At 70.3% G+C, this 22,669-nt stretch carries 19 protein-coding genes; 5 read left to right on the top strand and 14 right to left on the bottom strand.

Annotated elements, in window-relative coordinates; genetic code table 11:
* Positions 1-24: 24 nt before the first annotated feature.
* The gene (locus V1460_RS05130) at positions 25-1,218 is read right to left on the bottom strand and encodes an adenosine deaminase (RefSeq protein ID WP_338672401.1); all 1,194 of its coding nucleotides are present in this window, start codon (positions 1,216-1,218) and stop codon (positions 25-27) included.
* Positions 1,219-1,504: 286 nt separating this feature from the next.
* On the opposite strand from V1460_RS05130, the gene V1460_RS05125 reads away from it, so the two are divergent.
* Positions 1,505-2,230 (top strand): alpha/beta hydrolase, encoded by a 726-nt coding sequence (locus tag V1460_RS05125; protein ID WP_338672400.1) that lies wholly within the window; start codon positions 1,505-1,507, stop codon positions 2,228-2,230.
* A 60-nt stretch (positions 2,231-2,290) separates the two neighbouring features.
* Here V1460_RS05125 and V1460_RS05120 read toward each other — a convergent pair whose 3' ends face one another.
* The gene (locus V1460_RS05120) at positions 2,291-3,244 is read right to left on the bottom strand and encodes a LysR family transcriptional regulator (RefSeq protein ID WP_338672399.1); all 954 of its coding nucleotides are present in this window, start codon (positions 3,242-3,244) and stop codon (positions 2,291-2,293) included.
* 62 nt (positions 3,245-3,306) lie between these two features.
* On the opposite strand from V1460_RS05120, the gene V1460_RS05115 reads away from it, so the two are divergent.
* On the top strand, positions 3,307-4,614 hold the full coding sequence (locus V1460_RS05115; RefSeq protein ID WP_338672398.1) for an MFS transporter: 1,308 nt from the start codon (positions 3,307-3,309) through the stop codon (positions 4,612-4,614).
* Between the two features lie 94 nt (positions 4,615-4,708).
* Positions 4,709-5,695, top strand: a complete 987-nt coding sequence (locus V1460_RS05110) for a sigma-70 family RNA polymerase sigma factor (protein ID WP_338672397.1) — start codon at positions 4,709-4,711, stop codon at positions 5,693-5,695.
* Here V1460_RS05110 and V1460_RS05105 read toward each other — a convergent pair.
* From V1460_RS05105 to V1460_RS05050, 12 genes are all read right to left on the bottom strand, one after another.
* Complete coding sequence (locus V1460_RS05105) at positions 5,673-6,002, bottom strand: STAS domain-containing protein (RefSeq protein ID WP_338672396.1); 330 nt, start codon at positions 6,000-6,002, stop codon at positions 5,673-5,675. The genes V1460_RS05110 and V1460_RS05105 overlap by 23 nt on opposite strands.
* Before the next feature lie 421 nt (positions 6,003-6,423).
* Positions 6,424-7,701 (bottom strand): thymidine phosphorylase, encoded by a 1,278-nt coding sequence (locus V1460_RS05100; RefSeq protein WP_338672395.1) that lies wholly within the window; start codon positions 7,699-7,701, stop codon positions 6,424-6,426.
* A gap of 113 nt (positions 7,702-7,814) precedes the next feature.
* Positions 7,815-8,297 carry a cytidine deaminase gene (locus tag V1460_RS05095; protein WP_338672394.1) on the bottom strand — a complete coding sequence of 161 codons (483 nt, stop codon included), beginning with the start codon at positions 8,295-8,297 and terminating at the stop codon, positions 7,815-7,817.
* Positions 8,294-9,565 (bottom strand): ABC transporter permease, encoded by a 1,272-nt coding sequence (locus tag V1460_RS05090; protein ID WP_338672392.1) that lies wholly within the window; start codon positions 9,563-9,565, stop codon positions 8,294-8,296. The genes V1460_RS05095 and V1460_RS05090 overlap by 4 nt, the downstream gene beginning before the upstream one ends.
* Positions 9,562-10,671 (bottom strand): ABC transporter permease, encoded by a 1,110-nt coding sequence (locus V1460_RS05085; protein ID WP_338672391.1) that lies wholly within the window; start codon positions 10,669-10,671, stop codon positions 9,562-9,564. The genes V1460_RS05090 and V1460_RS05085 overlap by 4 nt, the downstream gene beginning before the upstream one ends.
* The gene (locus V1460_RS05080) at positions 10,668-12,236 is read right to left on the bottom strand and encodes an ABC transporter ATP-binding protein (RefSeq protein ID WP_338677904.1); all 1,569 of its coding nucleotides are present in this window, start codon (positions 12,234-12,236) and stop codon (positions 10,668-10,670) included. The genes V1460_RS05085 and V1460_RS05080 overlap by 4 nt, the downstream gene beginning before the upstream one ends.
* Before the next feature lie 238 nt (positions 12,237-12,474).
* Positions 12,475-13,533 (bottom strand): BMP family ABC transporter substrate-binding protein, encoded by a 1,059-nt coding sequence (locus tag V1460_RS05075; protein ID WP_338672390.1) that lies wholly within the window; start codon positions 13,531-13,533, stop codon positions 12,475-12,477.
* A 290-nt stretch (positions 13,534-13,823) separates the two neighbouring features.
* Positions 13,824-15,047, bottom strand: coding sequence for an amidohydrolase (locus V1460_RS05070; protein WP_338677903.1), 1,224 nt, complete (start codon positions 15,045-15,047; stop codon positions 13,824-13,826).
* A gap of 312 nt (positions 15,048-15,359) precedes the next feature.
* Positions 15,360-16,469 carry a hypothetical protein gene (locus V1460_RS05065; RefSeq protein WP_338672389.1) on the bottom strand — a complete coding sequence of 370 codons (1,110 nt, stop codon included), beginning with the start codon at positions 16,467-16,469 and terminating at the stop codon, positions 15,360-15,362.
* A 5-nt stretch (positions 16,470-16,474) separates the two neighbouring features.
* Positions 16,475-17,419, bottom strand: a complete 945-nt coding sequence (locus V1460_RS05060) for an N-acetylneuraminate synthase family protein (protein WP_338672388.1) — start codon at positions 17,417-17,419, stop codon at positions 16,475-16,477.
* A gap of 10 nt (positions 17,420-17,429) precedes the next feature.
* Positions 17,430-18,758, bottom strand: coding sequence for an acylneuraminate cytidylyltransferase (locus tag V1460_RS05055; protein ID WP_338672387.1), 1,329 nt, complete (start codon positions 18,756-18,758; stop codon positions 17,430-17,432).
* 35 nt (positions 18,759-18,793) lie between these two features.
* Positions 18,794-20,113, bottom strand: coding sequence for a DUF6716 putative glycosyltransferase (locus V1460_RS05050; RefSeq protein WP_338672386.1), 1,320 nt, complete (start codon positions 20,111-20,113; stop codon positions 18,794-18,796).
* Positions 20,114-20,300: 187 nt separating this feature from the next.
* Here V1460_RS05050 and V1460_RS05045 point away from each other — a divergent pair, with 187 nt between their 5' ends.
* On the top strand, positions 20,301-21,275 hold the full coding sequence (locus V1460_RS05045; protein WP_338677902.1) for a glycosyltransferase family 2 protein: 975 nt from the start codon (positions 20,301-20,303) through the stop codon (positions 21,273-21,275).
* Complete coding sequence (locus V1460_RS05040; protein ID WP_338672385.1) at positions 21,275-22,660, top strand: polysialyltransferase family glycosyltransferase; 1,386 nt, start codon at positions 21,275-21,277, stop codon at positions 22,658-22,660. Before V1460_RS05045 ends, V1460_RS05040 begins: the two co-directional genes overlap by 1 nt.
* Positions 22,661-22,669 lie beyond the last annotated feature (9 nt).

Genomic DNA, 22,669 nt, shown 5'->3' with positions numbered 1-22,669 from the left:
GGGGGCGGGGCCGTGCGGGGCCGATCAGCCCTCGACGCGCGAGCTGTCGCCGCTCGCGGCGGCCTCGGTCTGCCGGAACAGCCACTCGGACTTCAGCTCCGCGTAGCCCGGCTTGATCACATCGTTGATCATCGCGAGACGTTCATCGAACGGGATGAACGCGGACTTCATCGCATTGACGGTGAACCACTGAATGTCATCGAGCGTGTAGCCGAACGCCTCCGTGAGCAGCTCGAATTCGCGGCTCATGCTGGTGTTGCTCATCAATCGGTTGTCCGTGTTGACCGTGGTCCTGAACCGCAGCCGCCGCAGCAGCCCGATCGGGTGTTCTTCGTACGAAGCGGCCGCGCCGGTCTGGAGGTTGGAGGTCGGACACAGCTCCAGCGGGATCCGCTTGTCGCGCACGTACGCGGCGAGGCGGCCGAGCTTCACCGTGCCGTCGTCGGCGACCTCGATATCGTCGATGATCCGCACTCCATGGCCGAGCCGATCGGCACCGCACCACTGGAGCGCCTGCCAGATCGACGGCAGGCCGAAAGCCTCACCGGCGTGGATGGTGAAGTGGTTGTTCTCCCGCTTGAGGTACTCGAACGCGTCAAGGTGGCGGGTGGGCGGGAAGCCCGCCTCCGCACCGGCGATGTCGAAGCCGACGACGCCCGAGTCCCGGTAGGTGTTAGCGAGTTCTGCGATCTCCAGGGCGCGTGCCGCATGGCGCATGGCCGTGAGCAGGGCGCCGATGCGGATGCGGTGTCCGTTCGCGCGGGCGAGGCGTTCACCTTCGCGGAAGCCCTCGTTGATGGCTTCGACGACCTGTTCGAGGGTCAGTCCCGCTTCCAGGTGCTGTTCGGGTGCGTAGCGCACCTCCGCGTAGACCACACCGTCCTCGGCGAGGTCCTCCGCGCATTCGGTGGCGACCCGCTTCAGGGCTTCACGGGTCTGCATGACGGCACACGTATGGGCGAACGTCTCCAGGTAGCGTTCCAACGAGCCGGAGTCGGCGGCTTCGTGGAACCAGATGCCGAGCTTGTCGGGTTCAGCCTCGGGCAGCGCGTCATAACCCGCGTCACGCGCGAGCTCGATGATGGTGCCGGGGCGCAGGCCACCGTCGAGGTGGTCGTGGAGGAGCACCTTCGGGGCGCGGCGGATCTGGTCCGCGGTCGGCCTCTCGGGCCCCGGGGCGGTTCCCCGGGATGACACATTCGTGGTCTGGCTCTTCATTTCGGCACTGTATTCCCTACGCGCGTAGAGGGCCGCTACACGAATCACGGGTCGATACGTAACAGTGACCGTGCGGACGGGTGGAGTACACGTGTACTTCTGAGACTGTTCTGCCATGGCACACCACGCACTCCCCCGGTGGTGGGGGCGTTCAGCCGGTACGCAGGCGGGCGCGACGAGCCGTGCGGCGGCGCGAACCCCCCTGGCGCGGACCCCTCTCGCAGCGGGCGCGGGGCGCGGAGGCGGGCCGGCGCACGCGCGGCTGGGGCGGCCGGTCAGGGGCGCGATGTCGAGCCCTGCAGCGGCGGACGGCGCCGTGAGCGGGGTGGTGCTGGTGCTGCCCGACGGCGAGCCCGAGTCGGCCCGCGGCCCCTCGGCGGTATCGCGTGCCGCCGCACTGCCCCTGGCCCGGACGCTGGCGCGAGCGGGTGGACGGGACGGACTCGTGGCCCATGTCGTGCGCTACAGGGGCCGGGGCTGGAACGGTACGGAGGCGCAGCTCGCTCGGGACGCCGTCTGGGCGGCTGACGAGGCGGTGCGGCGCTACGGGGACATCCCGGTCTGCCTGGCGGGACACGGCATGGGCGGCCGGGCCGCGCTGCGTGCCGCAGGGCACTCGGCCGTCAATTCGGTACTGGCACTCGCCCCTTGGCTGCCGCAGGACGACGTCACGGCACCCAGCGAACCGGTGAAGCAGCTCACCGGCCGCCAGGTGCTGATCGTGCACGGCACCAATGACGCCCGGATCGATCCGGAGCTCACCTACCGCCTCGCGGAACGGGCCAAGAAGACCAACCGCGACACCTGCCGCTTCGAGGTCCACTCCGACGGCCACGCCCTGCGCCAGTACCGAGCCGAAGTGCGGGCGCTTGCCACGGATTTCGTACTCGGCGCGTTGTTCTCACGGGCCTTCGCACGTCCGGTGGCCGACGCGCTGGCGGCGCCACCGCCGCTGGGACTGCGGATGCCCCTCGCTGCGGGGTTCGGCAGTCTGCCGCGGCAGCGGCGCTGAGGCCTTCGCGTACTCGGCCACCGCACCGGGCCGGTGCGGACGGACGGTCGCCGACCGCCGTCAGTCGGGCAGCAGCTTGCCCCGCCGCGACAGCAGGAACTTCTTGAAGGCGGCCACCGGGGCGGTGTCCTCGTGTCCGTCGAGCCAGGCGACGCCGATCTCGCGCACCGCGCGCGGGGCCGTGACCGTCAGTTCGACGACCTCGGGACGGGGAACCGCGGGTGGTGGGAGCAGGGCCACGCCCAGCCCGGCGGCGACCAGGCCGCGCAGCGTCTCGGCTTCCTCACCCTCGAAGGCGACACGGGGTTTGAAGCCCGCTTCGGCGCAGAGTGCGTCGGTGATGCGCCGCAGGCCGTAGCCGGGCTCCAGGGTCACGAACGTCTCGTCCGCCGCCTCCGCCAGCCGGATGCGCTTGCGCGACGCCAGCCGGTGCTCGTGGGGGACCACGAGCCGCAGGCGCTGCTCGTCCAGGCGGCGGGAGACGAGATCGGGCGCCTCCGGCACCGGGGATGTCAGGCACAGGTCCAACTCCCCGGCACGCAGGCGCTCGATCATCGCCTCGCCGTAGTTCTGGACGAGGGTGAAACGCACCCGGGGGTGGTCGACGCGAAAGGCACGGATGAGCTCCGGTACCGTCTCGCTGCCCATGGTGTGCAGAAAGCCGAAGGCGACCTTGCCACCGGACGGGTCGGCATCGGCCCGCACCGATTCCGCCGCCCGTTCGACCTCGGCGAGGGCGCGCTCCGCGGCGGTCAGGAAGGTGCGGCCCGCCGGAGTCAGCGACACCGTGCGGCCCTTGCGGGTGAACAGCGCCACACCGAGGTCGTCTTCGAGCCGGACCATGGCGCGCGACAGCGTGGACTGGGGCACGCCGAGCTCCTGTGCGGCCCGGGTCACATGCTCGTGGCGGGCGACTCCCGAGAAGTACGCGAGGCGCGGAGCAAGCAGCAGCCTCATGTCTTCTTCGTAACTGTTCTGCGACACCCGATGCCCTGAGCTGTGTTCATGCACCATGGGAACGATTAAAGCCGTTCCATGCATTGGACGCATCAAAACACCGCGCATACCTTCTACATATGCCTTCCGCCAGTACCGGGGCGCCCACGGCCGTGGGTGCCCTCACCTCGCCGTCCCGTCAGCTCGCCCCGGGTCTGCCCGGCTACCGCCGCATGAGCTTCGCCCTCTTCGCCGCCGGCCTCGCGACCTTCGTCCTCCTCTACTCCACCCAGGCCCTGCTCCCCGCCATCTCCGACGACTTCGGGGTGAGCGCGAGCGCGGCCAGCTGGACGGTCTCCGCGGCCACCGCCGCACTGGCGCTGTGTGTACTGCCGCTGAGCGCGCTGTCCGAGCGCTTCGGACGGGTGCGGCTGATGACGGTCTCCCTGGTGGTCGCCGTCGCCGTCGCCGTACTGGTGCCGCTCGCACCGAACCTCGAATGGCTGATCGCCCTGCGCGCGGTCCAGGGCGCGGCGCTGGCCGGTCTGCCCGCGTCCGCCATGGCCTATCTCGCCGAGGAGGTGCGGCCCAAGGCACTGGTCGCCGCGATCGGCCTGTTCGTGGCGGGCAACAGCATCGGTGGTATGAGCGGCCGTGTCGTCACCGGTTGGACGGCCCAGCTCTGGGGCTGGCGTGCGGCTCTCGCCGCGGTCGCGGTGCTGGCCCTGGTGTGCGCGGTGGCCTTCCGCCTGCTGCTGCCCCGGGCCCGGCACTTCACCCCCGGTTCACTCGACCCTCGCACGCTCGCACGCACCGTACGCGGACATCTGTCCGACCCGCTGCTGATGCGGCTGTACATCATCGGCGCGCTGTTCATGACCGTGTTCGGCGCGGTCTACACGGTGATCGGATACCGGCTGGTCGGCGCCCCCTTCGGTCTCCCCCAGGGCATCGTCGGCTCCATATTCCTGGTGTACCTGGTCGGTACGGTCTCCTCCGCCGCGGCGGGCAGGCTGGTCGGCCGCCTCGGTCGGCGCGGCGCGCTGTACCTCGCGGTCGGGACCACCGCGGCGGGGCTGCTGCTCTCGCTCGCCGACTCACTGGCCGCCGTGCTCACCGGTCTGGTGCTGATCACCGCGGGGTTCTTCGCGGGCCACGCCGTCGCCTCCTCATCGGTGAGCCGCACGGCGAAGACCGGCCGCGCCCAGGCCTCCGCGCTGTACCAGTCGGCGTACTACCTCGGCAGCAGCGCGGGCGGCACGCTGGGCGCGATCGCCTTCCACTCCGCCGGCTGGGCCGGCACGGTGCTGCTCGGGCTGCTGGCCGTGCTCGGCGTCGTGTCGGTCACGCTGTACGGGTCGTACGCGGCCCGGGTCGCGCAGCAGCGCGAGCAGCGGGAATGCCGGCGCGCGGGCGAGCTCACCGTGTTCGCCGAGATCCGTTCGTAGACACGGCAAACCGCGCGATCGCCCCGTTGTCAGACCCCTCCGGTAGCGTCCCGAGGGCGTGAACGGTTGGGTGACCGGCGACAGGGGTGGACCGATGACACAGGATCTCGACTCCCGGCTTGAGGGACACCGGACGGAGCTGACCGGCTACTGCTACCGCATGCTGGGCTCCGCGTTCGAGGCGGAGGACGCCGTCCAGGACACGATGGTGCGCGCCTGGAAGAGCCTGGAGAAGTTCGAGGGCAGATCGTCCCTGCGCTCATGGCTGTACCGGATCGCGACCAACGTGTGCCTGGACATGCTGAGCGCGGCCAATCGCCGGGCCCGCCCGATGGACCTGTCCGCTCCGACCCCGGTCGCCCAGGCGCGGCTTCATGCCCGCCCTGAACTCACCTGGCTGGAACCGGTGCCGGACTCGCGGGTGCTCGCATCGACGGCCGACCCGGCGGACCGGACCGTCGAGCGGGATTCGATCCGGCTCGCCTTCGTCGCGACGCTCCAGCACCTGCCGCCCAAACAGCGTGCCGTGCTCATCCTGCGCGAGGTGCTGGCTTGGAAGGCGGCTGAGGTCGCGGAGCTGCTGGGCACCTCGGTCGCCTCGGTGAACAGCGCCCTCCAGCGTGCCCGCTCCACCCTCACCGAGCAGGCGCCCAAGGAGTCCGACCGGGCCGATCCGCTGGACGAGAGGCAGCAGCGGCTGCTGGAGCGCTATGTGACGGCTTTCGAGGGCTACGACATGAAGGCGCTGACCGCGCTGCTGCACGAGGACGCCACCATGTCCATGCCGCCGTACGACCTGTGGCTGCGCGGTCACGACGACATCGCCGGCTGGATGCTGGGCGTCGGCGAGGTCTGCCGCGGCTCCCGTCTGCTGCCGACCGTGGCGAACGGCTCTCCCGCCTTCGCGCAGTACCACCCGAGCCACTCCGGCGGGACCGGCGACGGGTACGAGCCCTGGGCGCTGATCCTCCTGGAGGTCAGGGACGGGAAGGTCGGCGCAATGGACTTCTTCCTGGACACCAAGCGCTGGTTCCCGCTGTTCGGGCTGCCCGAGCGGCTCAGCGCGGCGGCGGAGGACTGAGGCCGCCCCAGCCATCCGGGTCTGCCTCGCCGAGCCCGACCAGCTCCAGCAGCCCGAGCAGCTCGGGCCCGGCGTTCCGCAGCCGGAATCCCCTCCCGAGGCGCCGGGCGGTGAGCCGAAGCCGCGCGATGGCGTCGATCGCGGTCAGGTCGGCCACGGTGAGCCGCGCGGCGTCGCAGACGACCACCTCCCCCGGCCCTGCCGGGGTCACGAAGGCGGCCCGCAGCCGGGCGCAGAGCAGGGGCACGTCGGACGGGATGATCCGGCCGGTGAGTTCCAGTACGAGGGGCTGGGCGCTGCTGTCCACACGGGTTCTGACCGGGAGGAGGACGACAGCTCATCGGCGGGACCGGATAGGGAGCCGTCAGCTGACCGGAAAGTCGCCGGTGTCGACGTCGGATCGAATGGGGCGGGGAGCTGGATGTCCTCGCCGTACTTCATCGAGTCGAGCACGCGGTACAGCCCGTTCCTCGGCTCCCCGCAGAGCGTCGCGGCGGGGCGGCCGGAGCGCCATCTGCCGGATGCGCCCGTCTCCTCCCGGATCCGGACGACGTCGTCCCACTCGTGGCCCTGAGCCGTCGGGGGGCCCGACAGCGAGTGCACTCGACGGCGGTCCCCCTCAATCGGTGCGTCACCGATCCCGGTAGGCCGAACGGGACCGGTGGGGGTCCACCGGTCCCGTTCACCCGTAAGGGCCAAAGGCGTATGCCGAGCGCACCCGCCTCGGATCAGGCGATACGGTCCAGCACGATCGGGTTCGCGGTGAACCGAGTGTCCGACGCGGCGATGTCGAACGAGCCTTCCAGGGACTCCAGGGCGTAAGCGAACTTCTCCGGGGTGTCCGTGTGCAGCGTCATCAGGCGCTGCCCCGCGGTCACCGGCTCGCCGGGCTTGGCGTGCATCTCGATACCCGCGCCCGCCTGGACCGGGTCCTCCTTGCGGGCACGGCCGGCGCCCAGACGCCAGGCGGCGACGCCGATGCCGTACGCGTCGAGGCGGGTGAGGACGCCCGACGACGGAGCCGTGATCACATGCTGCTCGCGGGCGACCGGCAGGGTGGCGTCCGGGTCACCGCCCTGGGCGGCGATCATGCGGCGCCAGACGTCCATCGCGGAACCGTCCGTGAGCGCCTTCGCCGGGTCGGCGTCCTTGATCCCGGCCGCGTCCAGCATCTCCTGGGCGAGTGCCACGGTGAGGTCGATGACGTCCTGGGGACCGCCTCCCGCGAGCACCTCGACGGACTCGCGGACCTCAAGGGCGTTGCCCGCGGTGAGGCCGAGCGGCGTGGACATGTCGGTGAGCAGGGCGACGGTCTTGACCCCGTGGTCGGTACCGAGGCCGACCATCGTGGAGGCGAGCTCGCGCGCGTTCTCGATGGTCTTCATGAAGGCGCCGGAGCCGACCTTGACGTCCAGCACCAGGGAGCCGGTGCCCTCGGCGATCTTCTTCGACATGATCGAGGAGGCGATCAGCGGGATGGCCTCGACGGTGCCGGTGACATCGCGCAGCGCGTAGAGCTTCTTGTCGGCCGGGGCGAGGCCGTCACCGGCCGCGCAGATGACCGCGCCGGTGGTGTCGAGCACGTCGAGCATCTCCTCGTTGGAGAGCAGTGCACGCCAGCCGGGGATGGACTCCAGCTTGTCCAGGGTGCCGCCGGTGTGACCGAGACCGCGGCCGGACAACTGCGGTACGGCCGCGCCGCAGGCGGCGACCAGCGGGGCGAGCGGCAGCGTGATCTTGTCGCCGACGCCGCCGGTGGAGTGCTTGTCGGCCGTCGGGCGGGACAGCGAGGAGAAGTCCATGCGCTCGCCGGACGCGATCATCGCGGCGGTCCAGCGGGCGATCTCGGCCCGGTTCATACCGTTGAGCAGGATCGCCATGGCCAGCGCCGACATCTGCTCATCGGCGACCTCGCCCCGGGTGTACGCGTCGATGACCCAGTCGATCTGCTCGGGGCTGAGCTCGCCGCGGTCGCGCTTGGTGCGGATGACGGAGATGGCGTCCATGTGCTGAGGGGTCCTTCCGGTCGAACCAGGTGGTGCGAGGGGTGGTACGCAAGGGTGGTACGAAGAGCGAGTGCCGCGGCCCCTCCGCCTGGGGGAGCGGAGGGGCCGCTGGTCTAGCCGAGCTTCCCAGGGCCGAGTTGTTCGGGCCCGAAGGCCAGAGGCAGCATCTCGGCCAGCGTGAGAACGCCCGTGGCGGTCTCCAGCAGCAGACCGGGCCCGCCGAACTCGTACAGCAGCTGACGGCAGCGACCGCACGGCATCAGTACATCGCCGTTGCCGTCCACACAGGTGAAGTGGGTGAGCCGGCCGCCGCCAGTGGTCTGGAGCTGCGAGACCAGGCCGCACTCGGCGCAGAGGCCGAGCCCGTACGAGGCGTTCTCGACGTTGCACCCGACGACCGTGCGGCCGTCGTCGACCCGGGCCGCGGCCCCGACCGGGAAACCCGAGTAGGGGGCGTAGGCACGGGACATCACGTCCCGTGCCAGCTCCCGCAGGGCCTCCCAGTCGAAGGCGTCGGCCGCGTCGCGGCTCTCGGCAACGTGGCCATCGACGCCGTGGCTTCCGGCGCCGGGACCTTGGGCGGACGCGGACGTCACTTGCCCTGGCCCTTCTTGTAGGGCATTCCGTTCGCCTTGGGCATCCGTAGCCGTTGTGCCGACAGCGCCAGCACCAGCAGCGTGGTGACATAGGGCGCCGCGTCCACGAACTGGCTCGGCAGCGCGCTGGTCAGCGAGTACCAGGCGAACATCAGAGCGGAGACGCCGAGGCAGATCGCGGCCTGCCAGTGCTTCTTCTTGTAGAGCTGCCAGGCGAAGGCCAGCACCAGCAGGATGGCCAGCAGCAGGAGCATGGCGTGGACGTTCTCCGCGCCACCACGCAGCTTGAGGCTGTCGGTGAAGCCGAAGAGCCCGGCGCCCAGCGCCATTCCGCCAGGCATCCAGTTGCCGAAGATCATCGCGGCGAGACCGATGTAGCCGCGGCCGCCGGTCTGGCCCTCCTGGTAGATGCCCGTCGAGACGATCGCGAGGAAGGCGCCGCCGAGTCCGGCCATTCCGCCGGAGATGATCACGGCGATGTACTTGTACTTGTAGACGTTGACGCCGAGTGACTCGGCGGCGACGGGGTTCTCACCGCAGGACCGCAGCCGCAGTCCGAAGCCGGTGCGCCACAGGATCCACCAGGTCGCGGGGATCAGCAGCAGTGCGACGACGGTCAGCACGGACAGGTGGGTGACCAGACCGCCGAGCACACCGGCGAGGTCGGACACGAAGAACCAGTGCTTGGCCTGGACGTCGGCCAGCCCTTCGGAGAGCCCTGGGATGGTGATCTCGGGCAGTTGCTCGATACGCGGGGACTGCTTGGAGGAGCCGCCCGGGACCTCGGCGAAGGTGAACTCGGAGATGTAGCGGGTGACACCGACGGCGAGGATGTTGATGGCCACACCGGACACGATGTGGTTGACGTTGAACGTCACCGTCATGATCGCGTGCAGCAGACCGCCGATGGCGCCTCCGACGATGCCCAGCAGGACACCGGTCCACGGACCCCACTGATAGCCGGCCCAGGCGCCGAACCAGGTGCCGAGGATCATCATGCCCTCAAGGCCGATGTTGACCACACCGGCCCGCTCGGCCCACAGGCCGCCGAGGCCGGCGAGGCCGATGGGCACGGCGAGCTGGAGGGCACCGGAGACCTGGCCGACCGAGGTGAGGTCGTTGGCGCCGCTGATCACCCGGACCAGCGAGAACAGCGCCAGACCGCCTGCGATGATCAGCATGATCACGGGCAGGGACAGCTTCCGGCTTCCGCCGTTCTTCTTCGGCGCGATGGCCGCGGCCGAAACGGTGTTCGTGGACTCGCTCATGCCGCGGCCCCTTCCTTCTTCATGCGGGCCTGCGCGGCAAGCTCCTCGCCGACCTTCTGCTGCTGGCGGCGGAGCCCGTACTGGCGGACGAGTTCGTACGAGACGACGACGGCGATCACGATGAGACCCTGCATGATCATCGCGATCTCCTTCGGGTAGCCCTCAAGGCCGAGGCCCTCCGCCGTCTTCTCCAGGAAGGCGATCAGCAGGGCGGCGAAGAAGATCCCGACGGGGCTGTTGCGGCCCAGCAGGGCGATGGTGATGGCGGTGAAGCCGACACCGACCGGGAAGCTCAGGCTGTAGGTGTGGGTCTGGCCCAGCAGCATCGGCATGCCCGCAAGACCCGCGACCGCGCCGGAGATCAGCATCGCGGTCATGACCATCTTCTTGGCGTTCACACCGCTCGCCTGGGCGGCGGACTGGCTGGCGCCGGTGGCGCGCAGGTCGAAGCCGAAGCGCGTGCGGGCGAGCACGAACCAGTAGACGACGCCGAGCGCGAAGGCGATGAACGTGAAGCCGTAGACCGTGCCGCCTTCGAGCTCAAGACCGGGGAACCAGGCGGACTCGGCGATCATGCCGGTGGTGAGGTCGTTGGAGCCCTTCTCCTGCACACCGAAGTTGGCCGGCAGGATCATCCAGGCGATGAGGCTGGTCGCGATGGCGTTCAGCATGATCGTGGAGACGACCTCGCTGACCCCGCGGGTGGTCTTGAGGATGCCCGCGATACCGGCCCAGAGCGCGCCGACGAGCATCGCGACGATCACGATCAGCAGGATGTGCAGCGGACCCGGCAGGTCCACCGCGGCACCGACGACGGCGGCGAGCATGACCGCGAGGCGGTACTGGCCGTCGACGCCGATGTTGAAGAGGTTCATCCGGAAGCCGATGGCGACGGCGAGCGCGGCGAGGTAGTAGATGCCGGTCTGGTTGAGTACCAGCACCTGCACATCGGTGTACTCGATCTGCTCCAGCATCAGCGCGTACGGCTGGAAGGGGTCGAGGCCGGAGACGACCAGCACCACCGTGGTCAGCAGGAAGGCGACGACCAGGGCGAGCGCCGGGCCGGCGATGCCCAGGAGCAGCCGGTCCTTGTCGAACTTCTTCATCGGCCCTCACCGTTCTCGTCGTGCTCAAGGTGGCCGGCGGCAGCGCCGGTCATGGCCGAGCCCAGCTCCTCCGGAGTGATCGTGGCGGGGTCGGCGTCCGCGACAAGGCGGCCGCGGTACATCACCCGCAGGGTGTCGGAGAGCCCGATGAGCTCATCCAGGTCGGCGGAGATCAGCAGCACCGCCAGGCCCTCACGGCGGGCCTCCCTGATCTGGTCCCAGATCTGCGCCTGAGCGCCGACGTCCACACCGCGCGTGGGGTGGGCGGCGATGAGCAGCTTGGGGTGGTGACTCATCTCGCGGCCGACGATCAGCTTCTGCTGGTTTCCGCCGGACAACGAGGCCGCGGTGACCTCGATACCGGGCGTGCGCACGTCGTAGTCGCGCACGATCCGCTCGGTGTCCTTGCGCACGGCCTTGAGGTCGAGCACGCCCCGCTTGCTGTTGGGGCGTTCGGTCACATGGCCGAGGATACGGTTCTCCCAGAGCGGGGACTCCAGCAGCAGACCGTGCCGGTGGCGGTCCTCGGGGATGTAGCCGATGCCGTCCTCGCGGCGCTTACGCGTCGCCACGTGCGAGATGTCGGCGCCGTCGAGGGTGATCACACCGCCGTCCGGGTCGCGCATGCCCATCAGGGCCTCGATCAGCTCGGTCTGACCGTTGCCCTCCACACCGGCGATGCCCATGACCTCGCCCTTGTGGATGGTGAAGTCGATACCGCCGAGGACCTCGCGGACGACGCCCTCGGGGTCGGTCTCGGCCAGCCGCAGCCCGTTCACCTTGAGCATCGGCACATCGGTGACCGTGGACTCGCGGGTCTCAGGCGAGGGCAGCTGGCTGCCGACCATCAGTTCCGCGAGCTGCTTGGGCGTGGTGGTGCGCGGGTCGGCGGTGCCGACCGTCGTGCCACGGCGGATGACGGTGATGTCGTCGGCGACGGACAGCACCTCGCCCAGCTTGTGCGAGATGAAGATGACGGTCAGGCCCTCGGCCTTGAGCTCGCGCAGGTTGTCGAAGAGCGCGTCGACCTCCTGCGGGACGAGCACGGCGGTCGGCTCGTCGAGGATCAGGGTGCGGGCACCCCGGAAGAGGACCTTCAGGATCTCCACGCGCTGGCGCTCGGCGACGCCCAGCTGCTCGACCAGGACGTCGGGACGGACGTTCAGCCCGTACGCGTCGGAGATCTCCTTGATCTTCTTACGAGCCTTGGCGCCGATGCCGTAGAGCCTCTCGCCGCCGAGGACGACGTTCTCCAGCACGGTGAGGTTGTCGGCCAGCATGAAGTGCTGGTGCACCATGCCGATGCCGACCGCGATGGCGTCGGCGGGGCTGTGGAAGCTCGCCCGGGTGCCGTCGATGGTGATCGTGCCCTCGTCCGGCTTCTGCATGCCGTAGAGGATCTTCATCAGGGTCGACTTGCCGGCACCGTTCTCACCGACGAGGGCGTGCACGGTGCCCTTGCGGATGGTGATGTCGATGTCGTGGTTGGCGACAACGCCGGGGAAGCGCTTGGTGATGCCGCGCAGTTCTACAGCCGGCGGCGTTGACGGACTGGACGCGTTGATGACGCACTCTCCTTGGCGAGAGAGGGAGCGGGCAGGGCAAGGAGGCTGTCGCGAGCAGGGGGGTGGAGCGAAATTATCGCGCCGGAGAGTGTTCTACGCGCGTAGCAGTACCAAAGAGCAAAAAGCCTTGGCCAGAACCTGGTCCGGGGTCCGGAGAGTGCCGATTTCGGCACTCTCCGAACCCGCGGCCCCGGTTCCAACCGCCAGGTCCGGTCCGGACCTGAGTCAGAGCCGCACCTTACGGAGCGAGCTTGACGTCGATCTTACCGGCGATGATGTCGGCCTTGGCCTTCTCGACCGCGGCGGTGACGTCGCTCATCTTGGTGTAGGCCGGGTTCGAGTCGGCCAGGCCCACGCCGTCCTTGTCGAGGCCGTAGCGGACCTCGCCGGACTGCGGCTTGCCGTCCTTGACCGACTTGATCAGGTTGTAGACCGCGCCGGAGACATCCTTGGTCACCGAGGTGAGGATGAAGTCCTTGTACGCGGACAGACCGGCCTGGTTGTACTGGTCCGAGTCGACGCCGATGGCCCACTTCTTCGCCTTGGCGGCGGCCTCGATCGAGCCCGAGCCGGCGAGACCGGCGGCGGCGTAGATCACGTCGGCGCCCGCGTCGATCTGGCCCTCGGCAGCGGCCTTGCCCAGGTCGGGCTTGGAGAAGCCACCGAAGTCCGGCGGCTGCGTCAGGTACTGGACCTTGACGTTGACGTCCTTGTTGGTGTCCTTGACGCCCTGGGCGAAGCCCGCCTCGAACTTCTTGATCAGCGGGGTCTCGACACCACCGATGAAGCCGACGGTCTTGGACTTGGTGACCTTGGCGGCGGCGACGCCGGCCAGGTAGGAGCCCTGCTCCTCGTTGAAGACCAGGTTGGCGATGTTCTTGCCGGTCTTCGACGTGTCGTCGATCAGGCCGAAGGTGGTGTTCGGGAACTTCGGGGCGACCTCGGCGATGGCCGTGGCGTACGCGAAGCCGACACCGATGACCGGGTTGTTGCCGGCGCGGGCCAGCGCGGTGAGGCGCTGCACCTTGTCCGGGTCGCCCTCGCCCTCGCTGGGCTCGGCCTCGGTGCCCTTGACACCCAGGTCCTTCTCGGCCTTGGCGAGGCCCGCGTAGGCGGCGTCGTTGAACGACTGGTCGCCGCGGCCACCGATGTCGTAGGCGAGCGCGGCCTTGACGGTCTTGTTGCCGTCGCTGTCCGAAGCGGTGTCGGACGACTTCTTGCCGCCACACGCGGTGGCGGACAGTGCGAGAGCCGCGGACGCTATGCCCACGGTGGCGATCCTGGTGATCCGGCGCACTGGGAGGCTCCTTCTAAACCTGACCGAAAGCGCCACTTCCGGCGCTGGTTTTCCGCGATCGTAACGCGCGTAGATGTCAGGTAAAGGTGTGTTCGACAGCCGTTATCGGATCGTCGCGTAGGACGAACCGCAGATGAACTGTCCGATTACCAACGGTGTCCAAAATGGGGGCGGGATTACGAACAGTGCGGGCTCCATGCGGCAGTCGGGAGCCTGTGTGACTCCCGTGACAGGCCTTGTGGCGAACGGCCCTGCGGCCCTTGCCGCGGACGGCCCTGCCGACAGGCCGGTCACGACCGCCGTGCGTCGAGCAAGGCGGCCGCTGTGAAGAGTTCCACACCCGCACGGATCGCCTCCTCGTCCACATCGAAGTCCCCCCTGTGCAGGTCCAGCCTCGCAGCGGACCCCGGCGGGCGCACCCCGAGCCGGGCCATCGCGCCCGGCACATGCTCCAGATACCAGGAGAAGTCCTCGCCGCCGAGGCTCTGCTCGGTATCCTCGATCGCCAGGACACCCCGGCGTGCGGCATGGGCGTCGTGCAGCAGCTCGGTCACCACCGGGTCGTTGACCACCGGGGGGACCCCGCGGATGTAGTTGATCTGCGACTTGGCCCGGTGCAGCGTGGCCACCTCGTCGATCGCCGCGTGCACCAGGTCGGGCGCGTCCCGCCAGGCGTGCAGGTCCAGGCAGCGCACGGTACCGGCCAGCTCGGCGTGCTGCGGGATGACGTTGCAGGCGTGGCCGGACTCGATACGGCCCCAGGTCAGGGCGAGTCCGGCGCGGGCGTCCACCCTGCGGGCGAGCACCGCGGGGACCTCGGTGACGACCTTCGCCGCCGCCGTGACCAGATCCGTGGTGAGGTGCGGACGAGCGGTGTGGCCACCCGGTCCGTCAAGACTGACTTCCAGCCGGTCGCAGGCGGAGGTGATGGGTCCGGCACGCAGCCCGATCCGGCCCGCGTCGACCCGGGGGTCACAGTGCACCGCGATGATCCGGCCGACCCCGTCGAGCACCCCGGACTCGATCGCATCGGCGGCGCCTCCGGGCAGCACTTCCTCGGCGGGCTGGAACAGCAGCCTCACGGGGTGCGGCAGCAGGCCCTGCCGGCCGAGTTCGGCGAGCACGAGGCCTGCTCCGAGCACGGCGGTCGTGTGCACGTCGTGACCGCATGCGTGGGCGCGGTCCGGGACGGTCGAGCGGTACGGGACGCCGACCTTGGTGTCCGGGATGGGCAGGGCGTCGATGTCGGCGCGCAGCGCCAGCATGGGCCGGGCACCGTCCCAGGTGCCGACGTCGCAGATGAGCCCGGTGCCGCTCGCCAGCACCTGGGGCCGCAGTCCCGCCGCCTCCAGCCGCGCCTTGATGGCACCGGTGGTACGGAACTCCTGGTTTCCGAGCTCCGGGTGCATGTGCAGGTCCCGGCGGAAGTGGATCAGCTCCGTGCGCAGGGCGTCGGGCAGTGCGCCGGGCAGCTGGACTGCGCCGGTCAGGTCGGCATCAGGGTCGCGGGACATCAACTGGCTCACCCGTTGAAGGGTAGGCCCCTTCGCCTCCCAACTAACTCGAGATCAACAAAAGTTCAGCCTATAGGGGAAAGAAAACACGCCTGACGACGCATAGCCGCCGCCCCGTGTGGGTAAGCTCACGCGATTCGGCACCTTCCTGCCCACGATGCGGACACCATGCGCGGCGGCAGGCACTCCACACACGGCTTGACCGGTCCGGCGCACGGCGCCGCCCGCCGTGCCGGTCTGCTTGCATCCCCGGGGCCGCCCGTCACTGCGCGGGTCTGCTCCCGTCCCCGGGCGGTGCCCGCCGTGCCGCGTCTACCTCCGTCCCCGGGCGGTGCCCGTGACCGCCGCGAGAAAGCCCTGGGCACGCGGGGACGCGGTGTCGCTGAGCCACTCGGGGGCGATGTCGCACGCCATGATCGTGACTTCCGTACCGGCGAGGGCCAGCGGCAGGGTGTGCAGGACGGTGGAGGGGAAGGTCAGGACCGTACGGCCGATCGGGCCGCGCCGCGCGATCAGCTCCAGCGGCAGATCCGGGCGCATGATCTCCATGCCTGTTCGGGCGGCGAGTCGGCGCAGCTTCTCGGTGCTCTCACGGCGATGGGCGAAATAGCGGGTGGCGCCGTGCCGCGCCGCGAGGGAGGCGACGGCCCGTTCGTACTGCTCCGGGTCGACCACACCCGTCTCCACCAATGAGGTACCGACCAGGTCGGCGCCCCTGGTCAGCCGCGGCGGGCCGAAGCGGTCCCGGGTCCACGCGTAGGTGTTCGGTCGCGTCCTGATGCCGTCGGGCGGGTCGACGGGCATCGAGCTGAAGACCTCGACCTCGTGTGCGGCGGAAGGCGAGAGCCTGCGGCGCGCGGCGGCGGAGACCGGCGCGAGCACCAGTTCCCGGACCGACATCCGCCTGCGGCTGTGCCAGCGCACCAGGCGCTCGCCCCTGGCCACCTGGGCGACGTACTGCAGGGTGGCCGTGCCGTCGTCCACGACCGTCAGTTCCTTCGTGCCCACCAGGGCCAGCAGCAGCTGCACATAGCGCGAGAAGGGATCGCCCACGACGACCCGCTGTGCTCCGCGCAGCAGCGGCACCAGCTCACGGACCGTCCGCAGGGTCACCGCCGCTCCGCCGCGGGCCTCCTGCCAGTGGACGGTGAAGCCCTCGTCGCGGGCGAGCTCGGCCATGCGGCGCAGCTGACCGCGCGACATGGGGTCGGTGGGCGACAGCACGACCACGGTGATCCCGCGTGGCGTGGCGGCCCCTCCACCGCTTACGGACCCGGCATCTGAGGCCCTTCGGCCGTCCACGCGTCCGGCGCTTCCGGTCGGCTGCGAGGGAATGCGGTCCAGCAGCCCGGACGTCCTGGTGTGGGCCCACTCCAGGACGTTCAGGAGCTGGACCGGGCTCTCGACGAGGGCGACGTCCATGGGCGTCAGACCGCGACCGTCTCGAGCTGCGGTACCCGCTCGTCGGCGGTCCGCTCCGCATCGGCGACGACGCCCGTGACCCGGCGGAGCTTCCTCATCGGGGCGAGCTCGGAGTCATACACCTTCTTGACCCCGTCGCCGAGAGCCGCCTCGATGGTGCGGATGTCGCGGACCAGGCGCTGGAGTCCGCCGGGTTCGACCGACGCGGCCTGGTCGGAACCCCACATGGCGCGGTCCAGGGTGATGTGCCGCTCGACGAACGCGGCGCCGAGGGCGACGGCGGCCAGCGTGGTCTGGAGGCCGGTCTCATGGCCGGAGTAGCCGACCGGGACGTTCGGGTACTCCCGCATCAGGGTGTTGATCACCCGCAGGTTGAGCTCTTCGGCCTTGGCCGGGTAGGTGGAAGTGGCGTGGCAGAGCAGGACGTTGTCGCTGCCGAGCACCTCGACGGCGTGCCGGATCTGCTTCGGGGTCGACATTCCGGTGGAGAGGACGACCGTCTTGCCGGTGGCGCGCAGGGCGCGCAGCAGCTCGTCGTCCGTGAGCGAGGCGGAGGCGACCTTGTGGGCCGGGACGTCGAACTTCTCCAGGAAGGCGACGGCCTCGGTGTCCCACGGGGAGGCGAACCAGTCGATACCGCGCTTCGCACAGTGCTCGGCGATGGCGCGGTACTCGTCCTCGCCGAACTCGACGCGGTGCCGGTAGTCGATGTACGTCATCCGGCCCCAGGGCGTGTCGCGCTCGATGTCCCACTGGTCGCGCGGGGTGCAGATCTCCGGAGTGCGCTTCTGGAACTTGACCGCGTCACAGCCGGCGTCCGCGGCGGCGTCGACGAGCGCGAACGCGTTCTCCAGGTCGCCGTTGTGGTTGATGCCGATCTCGCCGGTGACGTAGACGGGGTGGCCGGGGCCGGCGAGCCTGCCGCCGAGGGCGCGCGAGCGGAGGTTCATGTGGGGTTCCTTACGGTTCGGGGTGCTGGGCGCGGGGGTGGGTGGAGGAGCGGGCAGGAGTCGATGAAGCGGAAGGGGAAGGGGAGCCGGGTGTGGTGGTGAGGTTGGGGCCGAGCAGCCAGGCGGCGATCTCACGGATCGCACCGGCTCCACCCGGCGTCGCGGTGACGGCACGGGCCGCGGCGCGTACGGAGTCATGCGCGCTCGCGACGGCCACGGGCCAGCCGACAAGACCGAAGCAGGACAGGTCATTGACGTCGTTCCCGACGTAGAGGACCCGCTCGGGCACGACCGACTGCTCCTCGCACCACTCCTTGAGCGCCAGGTCCTTGGTGTCGATGCCGTGCAGCACCGGGATGCCCAGCTTCCGGGCGCGGGCGGCGACCACGGGGTTCCGCTCCGTGGAGAGGACCAGCAGCTTGAGTCCCGCTCGGCGCAGTGCGGCTATGCCGAGCCCGTCGCCCCTGTGCACGGCGACGAGTTCACGTCCGTCCGCGTCGATCAGTACGCGGTCGTCGGTCTGGGTGCCGTCGAAGTCCAGAACCACCGCGTCGATGTCCCCGCAGGTCGGCAGCAAAACGGGGTCCAGCAGCGGGGCGAGCGCGCGGGCGCGCTCCAGCTCATGCGAGTCGTCGATCTCCAGCGCCCGGGCGGGGTCGGTCTCGACCAGCGCGGTCCGCCCGAAGAAGCGGTGGCCGTGGGTGCGGAATCCGGCGGCGTCCATGGCGTACGCGGCGCCGGTCTCCAGGAAGTCATCGGGACGGTCCTGGCGGCGCGGGCGGTGGGACTTGTCGTGGTTGACGCCCACACCACCCGCATCGGACACGGCCCCCGTCCCGGAACCGGCTTCCGCATCGGACACGGCCCCCGTCCCCGACCGGACCGCCCGACGCCAGACGAAGCCGTGGAACGGCGCGACGGTGACGGCGGTGTCAGCGCCGCCCTCGATCACCGCCGCCGCGACCCCGTCCACGTCCTCGCTGGTCACGAAGGGGCTGGTGCACTGGACCAGCAGCACCGCGCCGACCGGGCCGCCGTGGACCGCTTCATGCGCGTCCATCGCGTGCAGCACGGCTGACTCGCTGGTGGCGGTGTCCCCCGCGATGGCTCGCGGGCGGCACACGACCTCGGCCCCTGCCGCACGCACCGCGTCCGCGATCCCGGGGTCGTCGGTGGACACCACGACATGGGTGACCAGCCGCGCCCCGAGGCAGGCACGTACCGCACGGGCCACCAGCGGGACACCGCCCACCCTGGCCAGGTTCTTCCCCGGGACGCCCTTGGACCCGCCCCGGGCGGGGATCACGGCGAGCACGGTCGTGTCGGACGGCGATGGCATGGCGGATGGCTCCTTCGGCCGGGCCTTCAGGGGGTTCACAGCGCGCCCATTCGGCGGATGACGGGGGCGACGCGCTGCACGCCGTGGCGGTACGCGCCGCGGGCCACCCCCCGTACCGCGTCACGCACCAGGCGGCGGAACCCGGTGGGTTCGGTCGCCTGCGCCGCGCCGGACAGCGGGGTGCCGTCGGGGGCGAGACGGTGCCGGGCGAGGATGCCGGGCAGATAGCCGGGGGCGGTGGCCGTCGTGTAGTAGGGGGCTGTCGGGGGGAGTTCGGGGCGGGCGAGCAGTTCGGCCACCCGTGCCCGTGCCGCGTCGAAGGCGGTCCCATAGGTGCCGTCGGCCGCGACCCCCTGCCGAGCCAGCCACCGCTCGTCGGGTTCCGGCCGGTGTCCGGCGTCGAGCGCGTCCCAGGAGGTGAGGAGCCCGGAGCCGAGGAAGTGGTGGTTGCCGTGCGCCTCGCGGACTCCGAAGTCGCTGAGGATCGCCGTCGGGATACGGCGGTGCAGGGCTTCGAGAGCGGCCGTGGACGACACGGTGACGAGCAGGTCGGTCCGGTCGAGGACTTCGCCCATGTTCCCGTACACCAGGCGGACGTTGGGCGGCAGCCCGCCGCCGGGAAGCTTGTCCACCAGCTTCTGGTAGGGGAGTTCCTCCAGGTGCGTGGTGTGCTCGCCGGGCCGGGAGCGCAGCTTCAGCAGCACCTCGCGGTGCGGGTGGCGGCGAGCGTGCTCGGTGAGCCTGCGCAACAGGTACATGCGTTCCGCGCGGGTCTCGGGCACGGACGGCTGGGCCGCGAAGACCACGGTGTCGCGGCCTTCTTCGGCCGCGTACGGGGCTCCGCCGAGGAACGGCAGCGCAGCCTCGGTCACGGCGGACACGTCGGCGCCGGCACCCTCGTATACCCCGCGGAAGCGCTCCGCGTCATACCGGGAGTTGGCGAGGACGACATCCGCCCCGTGCCGCAGCAGCAGTCCGTCTGCGAGCTTCTCGTAGACCACCCCCACATAGCCGGTGACCAGTACGGGCCTGCGGGTCAGCCGCAGTGCGCCCAGCCCGTGCAGCATCGCCTGCACGCCGCCCCCGACGAGGGCGAGGACGACCAGGTCGTATCCCTCGTCGCGTACGGCGCGCAGGAACTCGGCACCGGTGACCTCGCGCAGGGCGTCCGCGTCGACACCGACCTCGGCGAGCTGGCGGGCGGTGGGCGTGGCCCGGCCGCGCAGCAGGAGTCCGGTGAGCGCGACGTCGTTCCCGGTGAGACGGCGCGCGGTGAGCGCTCCCCACTTCCACCGGGTGTCGGAGTCGGCGAGCACAACGACGCGCAGCGCTTCGCTGCTGGTACGTGATGGCACGCCGAGGACGTTAGAAAGGCATTTCGCTCGGCGGCCCAACTGGGCAGCAACAAATGGTTAACAGCGGGTCGACTGATCGGGAAGAGGCCCGGGACTCTCGCCGGTTAACAATTCCGCCGTGCTTCGTTCACTCGATGTCCGCCCCCGGGTCAGGGTGAACGGCGGACCGGCCTCTAGGGTCGGGCGAGTGGTCAAGCTCTCCGTCATCGTGCCGTTCTACAACGTGCTGCCGTATGCGCCCGACACCCTCAGAAGCCTGCTCGCGAACACGCGCGAGGACTTCGAATTCCTTCTCGTGGACGACTGCTCCACGGACGGCACCCGGGACCTTCTGGAACGCGCGGAGCGCGAGCTGCCCGGGGCTGTGGTGATCGGGCACACGAGCAACGCCGGTCTCGCCACGGCCCGCAACAGCGGGCTCGACGCGGCGCGCGGCGAGTTCCTCACCTTCCTCGACGGGGACGATTGGCTGGCACCCGGCCATCTCGCGGACCTGGTCGCCGCGATCGAGGAGCTCGGTACCGAATTCGTCCGCACCGACCATGTGCTCTGCACCGGCCGGGACCGCAAGGTGGCCCGGGCGCCGATCGCCCACAGGAACGAGGTGCTGCGGCCACGCGAGGCCATCCTGCCGGCCGACCGCACCACGTCCGTCGACTATCCGGTGGCCTGGGCCGGGGTGTACCGGCGCACGCTGCTGGACCGGGGGTTGCTGCATTTCACGGACGGCCTCCGGACGGCCGAGGACCGGCCGTGGATCTGGCGCCTGCACCGGGAGGCGGAATCCTTCGCGGCGGTGAGTCTGCTGGGGATCTTCTACCGGCGCGGGATCGCCTCGTCACTCACGCAGATCGGCGATATGCGGCAGCTCGATTTCATCAAGGCATTCGACCAGGTGATCGACGAAACAGCAAAAGATCCGGATGCCGAACTGTTGTTGCCGAAAGCCGTGCGCACCTACTGTGCGATCATTTCCCACCATCTGGGGTCGACCGAGAGGTACGAGCCTGCCGTGGCCAGGAAATTGCGGGCTATGAGCGCGGCGGCGCTGGGCAGGATGCCCCAGGACATTCTGCGGGAGGCCCTGGGCTCGATGGACGCGGAACGGGCGGCACGGATCCGCCGTGTGCGCCGGGGGCTGTTCGCCGGGGCGGTGGCCTGATGCCGACCACACAGCTCTTCTACGCCTCCACGCTCTACGGAGTCGCGACCCTCGCGGCGGCGCTCGACAGCGGCTGCTTCCCGCCCGCCGACCGCCGTCTGCTGCTGGTCAGCAACAACGCCGACGTTCCGGAGACCACTCCTGCCCTGAACGAGGCGCCGGGCTTCGAGCGGATCCGGAGCCGCTTCGACGGGGTGCTGTCCTGGAACGAGGCCATCGCCCCGCTCCACCCCGGCGGCTGGGCGCCCCGCCCGGAGGACATCCCGATATGGGAGCGGCAGCTGAGGCTGCTGTGGGGGCTCGGCGATGACCGTGTCGAGCTCGCCGTGGAATCGATCCAGGTCAACCCGGCGCTGGCGCTGGCTCAGCTCTTCCCCGACGCGCGGCTCGATGTGTACGCGGACGGGCTGATGAGCTACGGCCCGACCCGCAACAAGATCGACCCGCTGGTCGGCGGGCGGGTGCGGCGGCTGCTGCACCTGGATCTGGTTCCGGGCCTCGCACCGCTGCTGCTGGCGGAGTTCGGCGCGCGGCCCGAGCTGGTACCGGTGGAGGCGTTCACCAAGGTGGTCGGCGAACTCGCCGCGGATGCGGACGGGGCCACGGGGACACAGGGGCTCGCGGGTACGGACGGCACGCACGGGTCCGAGGCCCCGGCGCTGCTGCTCGGCCAGTATCTGGCGGCGCTGGGGATCCTCACCCCCGCCGAAGAGGAGGAGCTGCACCTGCGCATGGTCCGGGGCGCGGTCGCCATCGGCCACCGCCGCCTCGTCTTCAAGCCGCACCCCGTGGCGCCCTCGACATGGTCCCGCGCACTGGTACGGGAAGCGGAACTGCTCGGTGCGGAACTGACCGTGCTGGCGGAGCCGTGCCTGGCCGAGGCGCTCTACCAGCGGCTGAAGCCCGCGCTGGTGGTGGGCTGCTTCTCCACCGGGCTGCTCACGGCGAGCACGTTCCACGGCATCCCGGTCGCGCGCGTCGGCACCGAGCTGCTGCTCACCCGGCTGTCCCCCTACCAGAACAGCAACCGGGTGCCCGTCACGCTCGTCGACGCACTGGTACCCGATCTGGAGCAGGGCGCGGCAGGCAGTCCGGCGCCGGCGGACGAGGAGCTGGCCGGGCTGGTCCAGGCGGTCGGCTTCGCCATGCAGCCGCAGATCAGGCCCGATCTCCGGGCGGCCGCCGAACGCTATCTGTCGGATCATCCGTACCCGGACACCCTGCGCTACTTCACCCGCCGCCGCCTCACGGCGCTGGGCCTGCCGGGCGGCATCCCGGTACCACGCCATGCGGTGGTGCGCCGGATGGCGCGCAGGGTGCGGGCGAACGGGATTCTGCGCATGGCGGTGCGCAAGGCGCGCTCGGTGAGACGCGCTCTGTCCTGAGCGCGCTTC

Origin of the sequence: Streptomyces sp. SCSIO 30461, assembly GCF_037023745.1 — a bacterium.
Taxonomy (GTDB): Bacteria; Actinomycetota; Actinomycetes; order Streptomycetales; family Streptomycetaceae; genus Streptomyces.
Note: the sequence above shows the minus strand (reverse complement) of the source record. Positions and strands in the feature narration are given on the sequence as shown.

Bases quoted from the DNA above. Each gene is read 5' to 3' on its own strand.
- V1460_RS05130 (WP_338672401.1), bottom strand. From the start codon at position 1,218: ATGAAGAGCCAGACCACGAATGTGTCATCCCGGGGAACCGCCCCGGGG.
- V1460_RS05125 (WP_338672400.1), top strand. From the start codon at position 1,505: ATGTCGAGCCCTGCAGCGGCGGACGGCGCCGTGAGCGGGGTGGTGCTG.
- V1460_RS05120 (WP_338672399.1), bottom strand. From the start codon at position 3,244: ATGGTGCATGAACACAGCTCAGGGCATCGGGTGTCGCAGAACAGTTAC.
- V1460_RS05115 (WP_338672398.1), top strand. From the start codon at position 3,307: ATGCCTTCCGCCAGTACCGGGGCGCCCACGGCCGTGGGTGCCCTCACC.
- V1460_RS05110 (WP_338672397.1), top strand. From the start codon at position 4,709: ATGACACAGGATCTCGACTCCCGGCTTGAGGGACACCGGACGGAGCTG.
- V1460_RS05100 (WP_338672395.1), bottom strand. From the start codon at position 7,701: ATGGACGCCATCTCCGTCATCCGCACCAAGCGCGACCGCGGCGAGCTC.
- V1460_RS05090 (WP_338672392.1), bottom strand. From the start codon at position 9,565: ATGAGCGAGTCCACGAACACCGTTTCGGCCGCGGCCATCGCGCCGAAG.
- V1460_RS05085 (WP_338672391.1), bottom strand. From the start codon at position 10,671: ATGAAGAAGTTCGACAAGGACCGGCTGCTCCTGGGCATCGCCGGCCCG.
- V1460_RS05070 (WP_338677903.1), bottom strand. From the start codon at position 15,047: ATGTCCCGCGACCCTGATGCCGACCTGACCGGCGCAGTCCAGCTGCCC.
- V1460_RS05065 (WP_338672389.1), bottom strand. From the start codon at position 16,469: ATGGACGTCGCCCTCGTCGAGAGCCCGGTCCAGCTCCTGAACGTCCTG.
- V1460_RS05060 (WP_338672388.1), bottom strand. From the start codon at position 17,419: ATGAACCTCCGCTCGCGCGCCCTCGGCGGCAGGCTCGCCGGCCCCGGC.
- V1460_RS05055 (WP_338672387.1), bottom strand. From the start codon at position 18,758: ATGCCATCGCCGTCCGACACGACCGTGCTCGCCGTGATCCCCGCCCGG.
- V1460_RS05040 (WP_338672385.1), top strand. From the start codon at position 21,275: ATGCCGACCACACAGCTCTTCTACGCCTCCACGCTCTACGGAGTCGCG.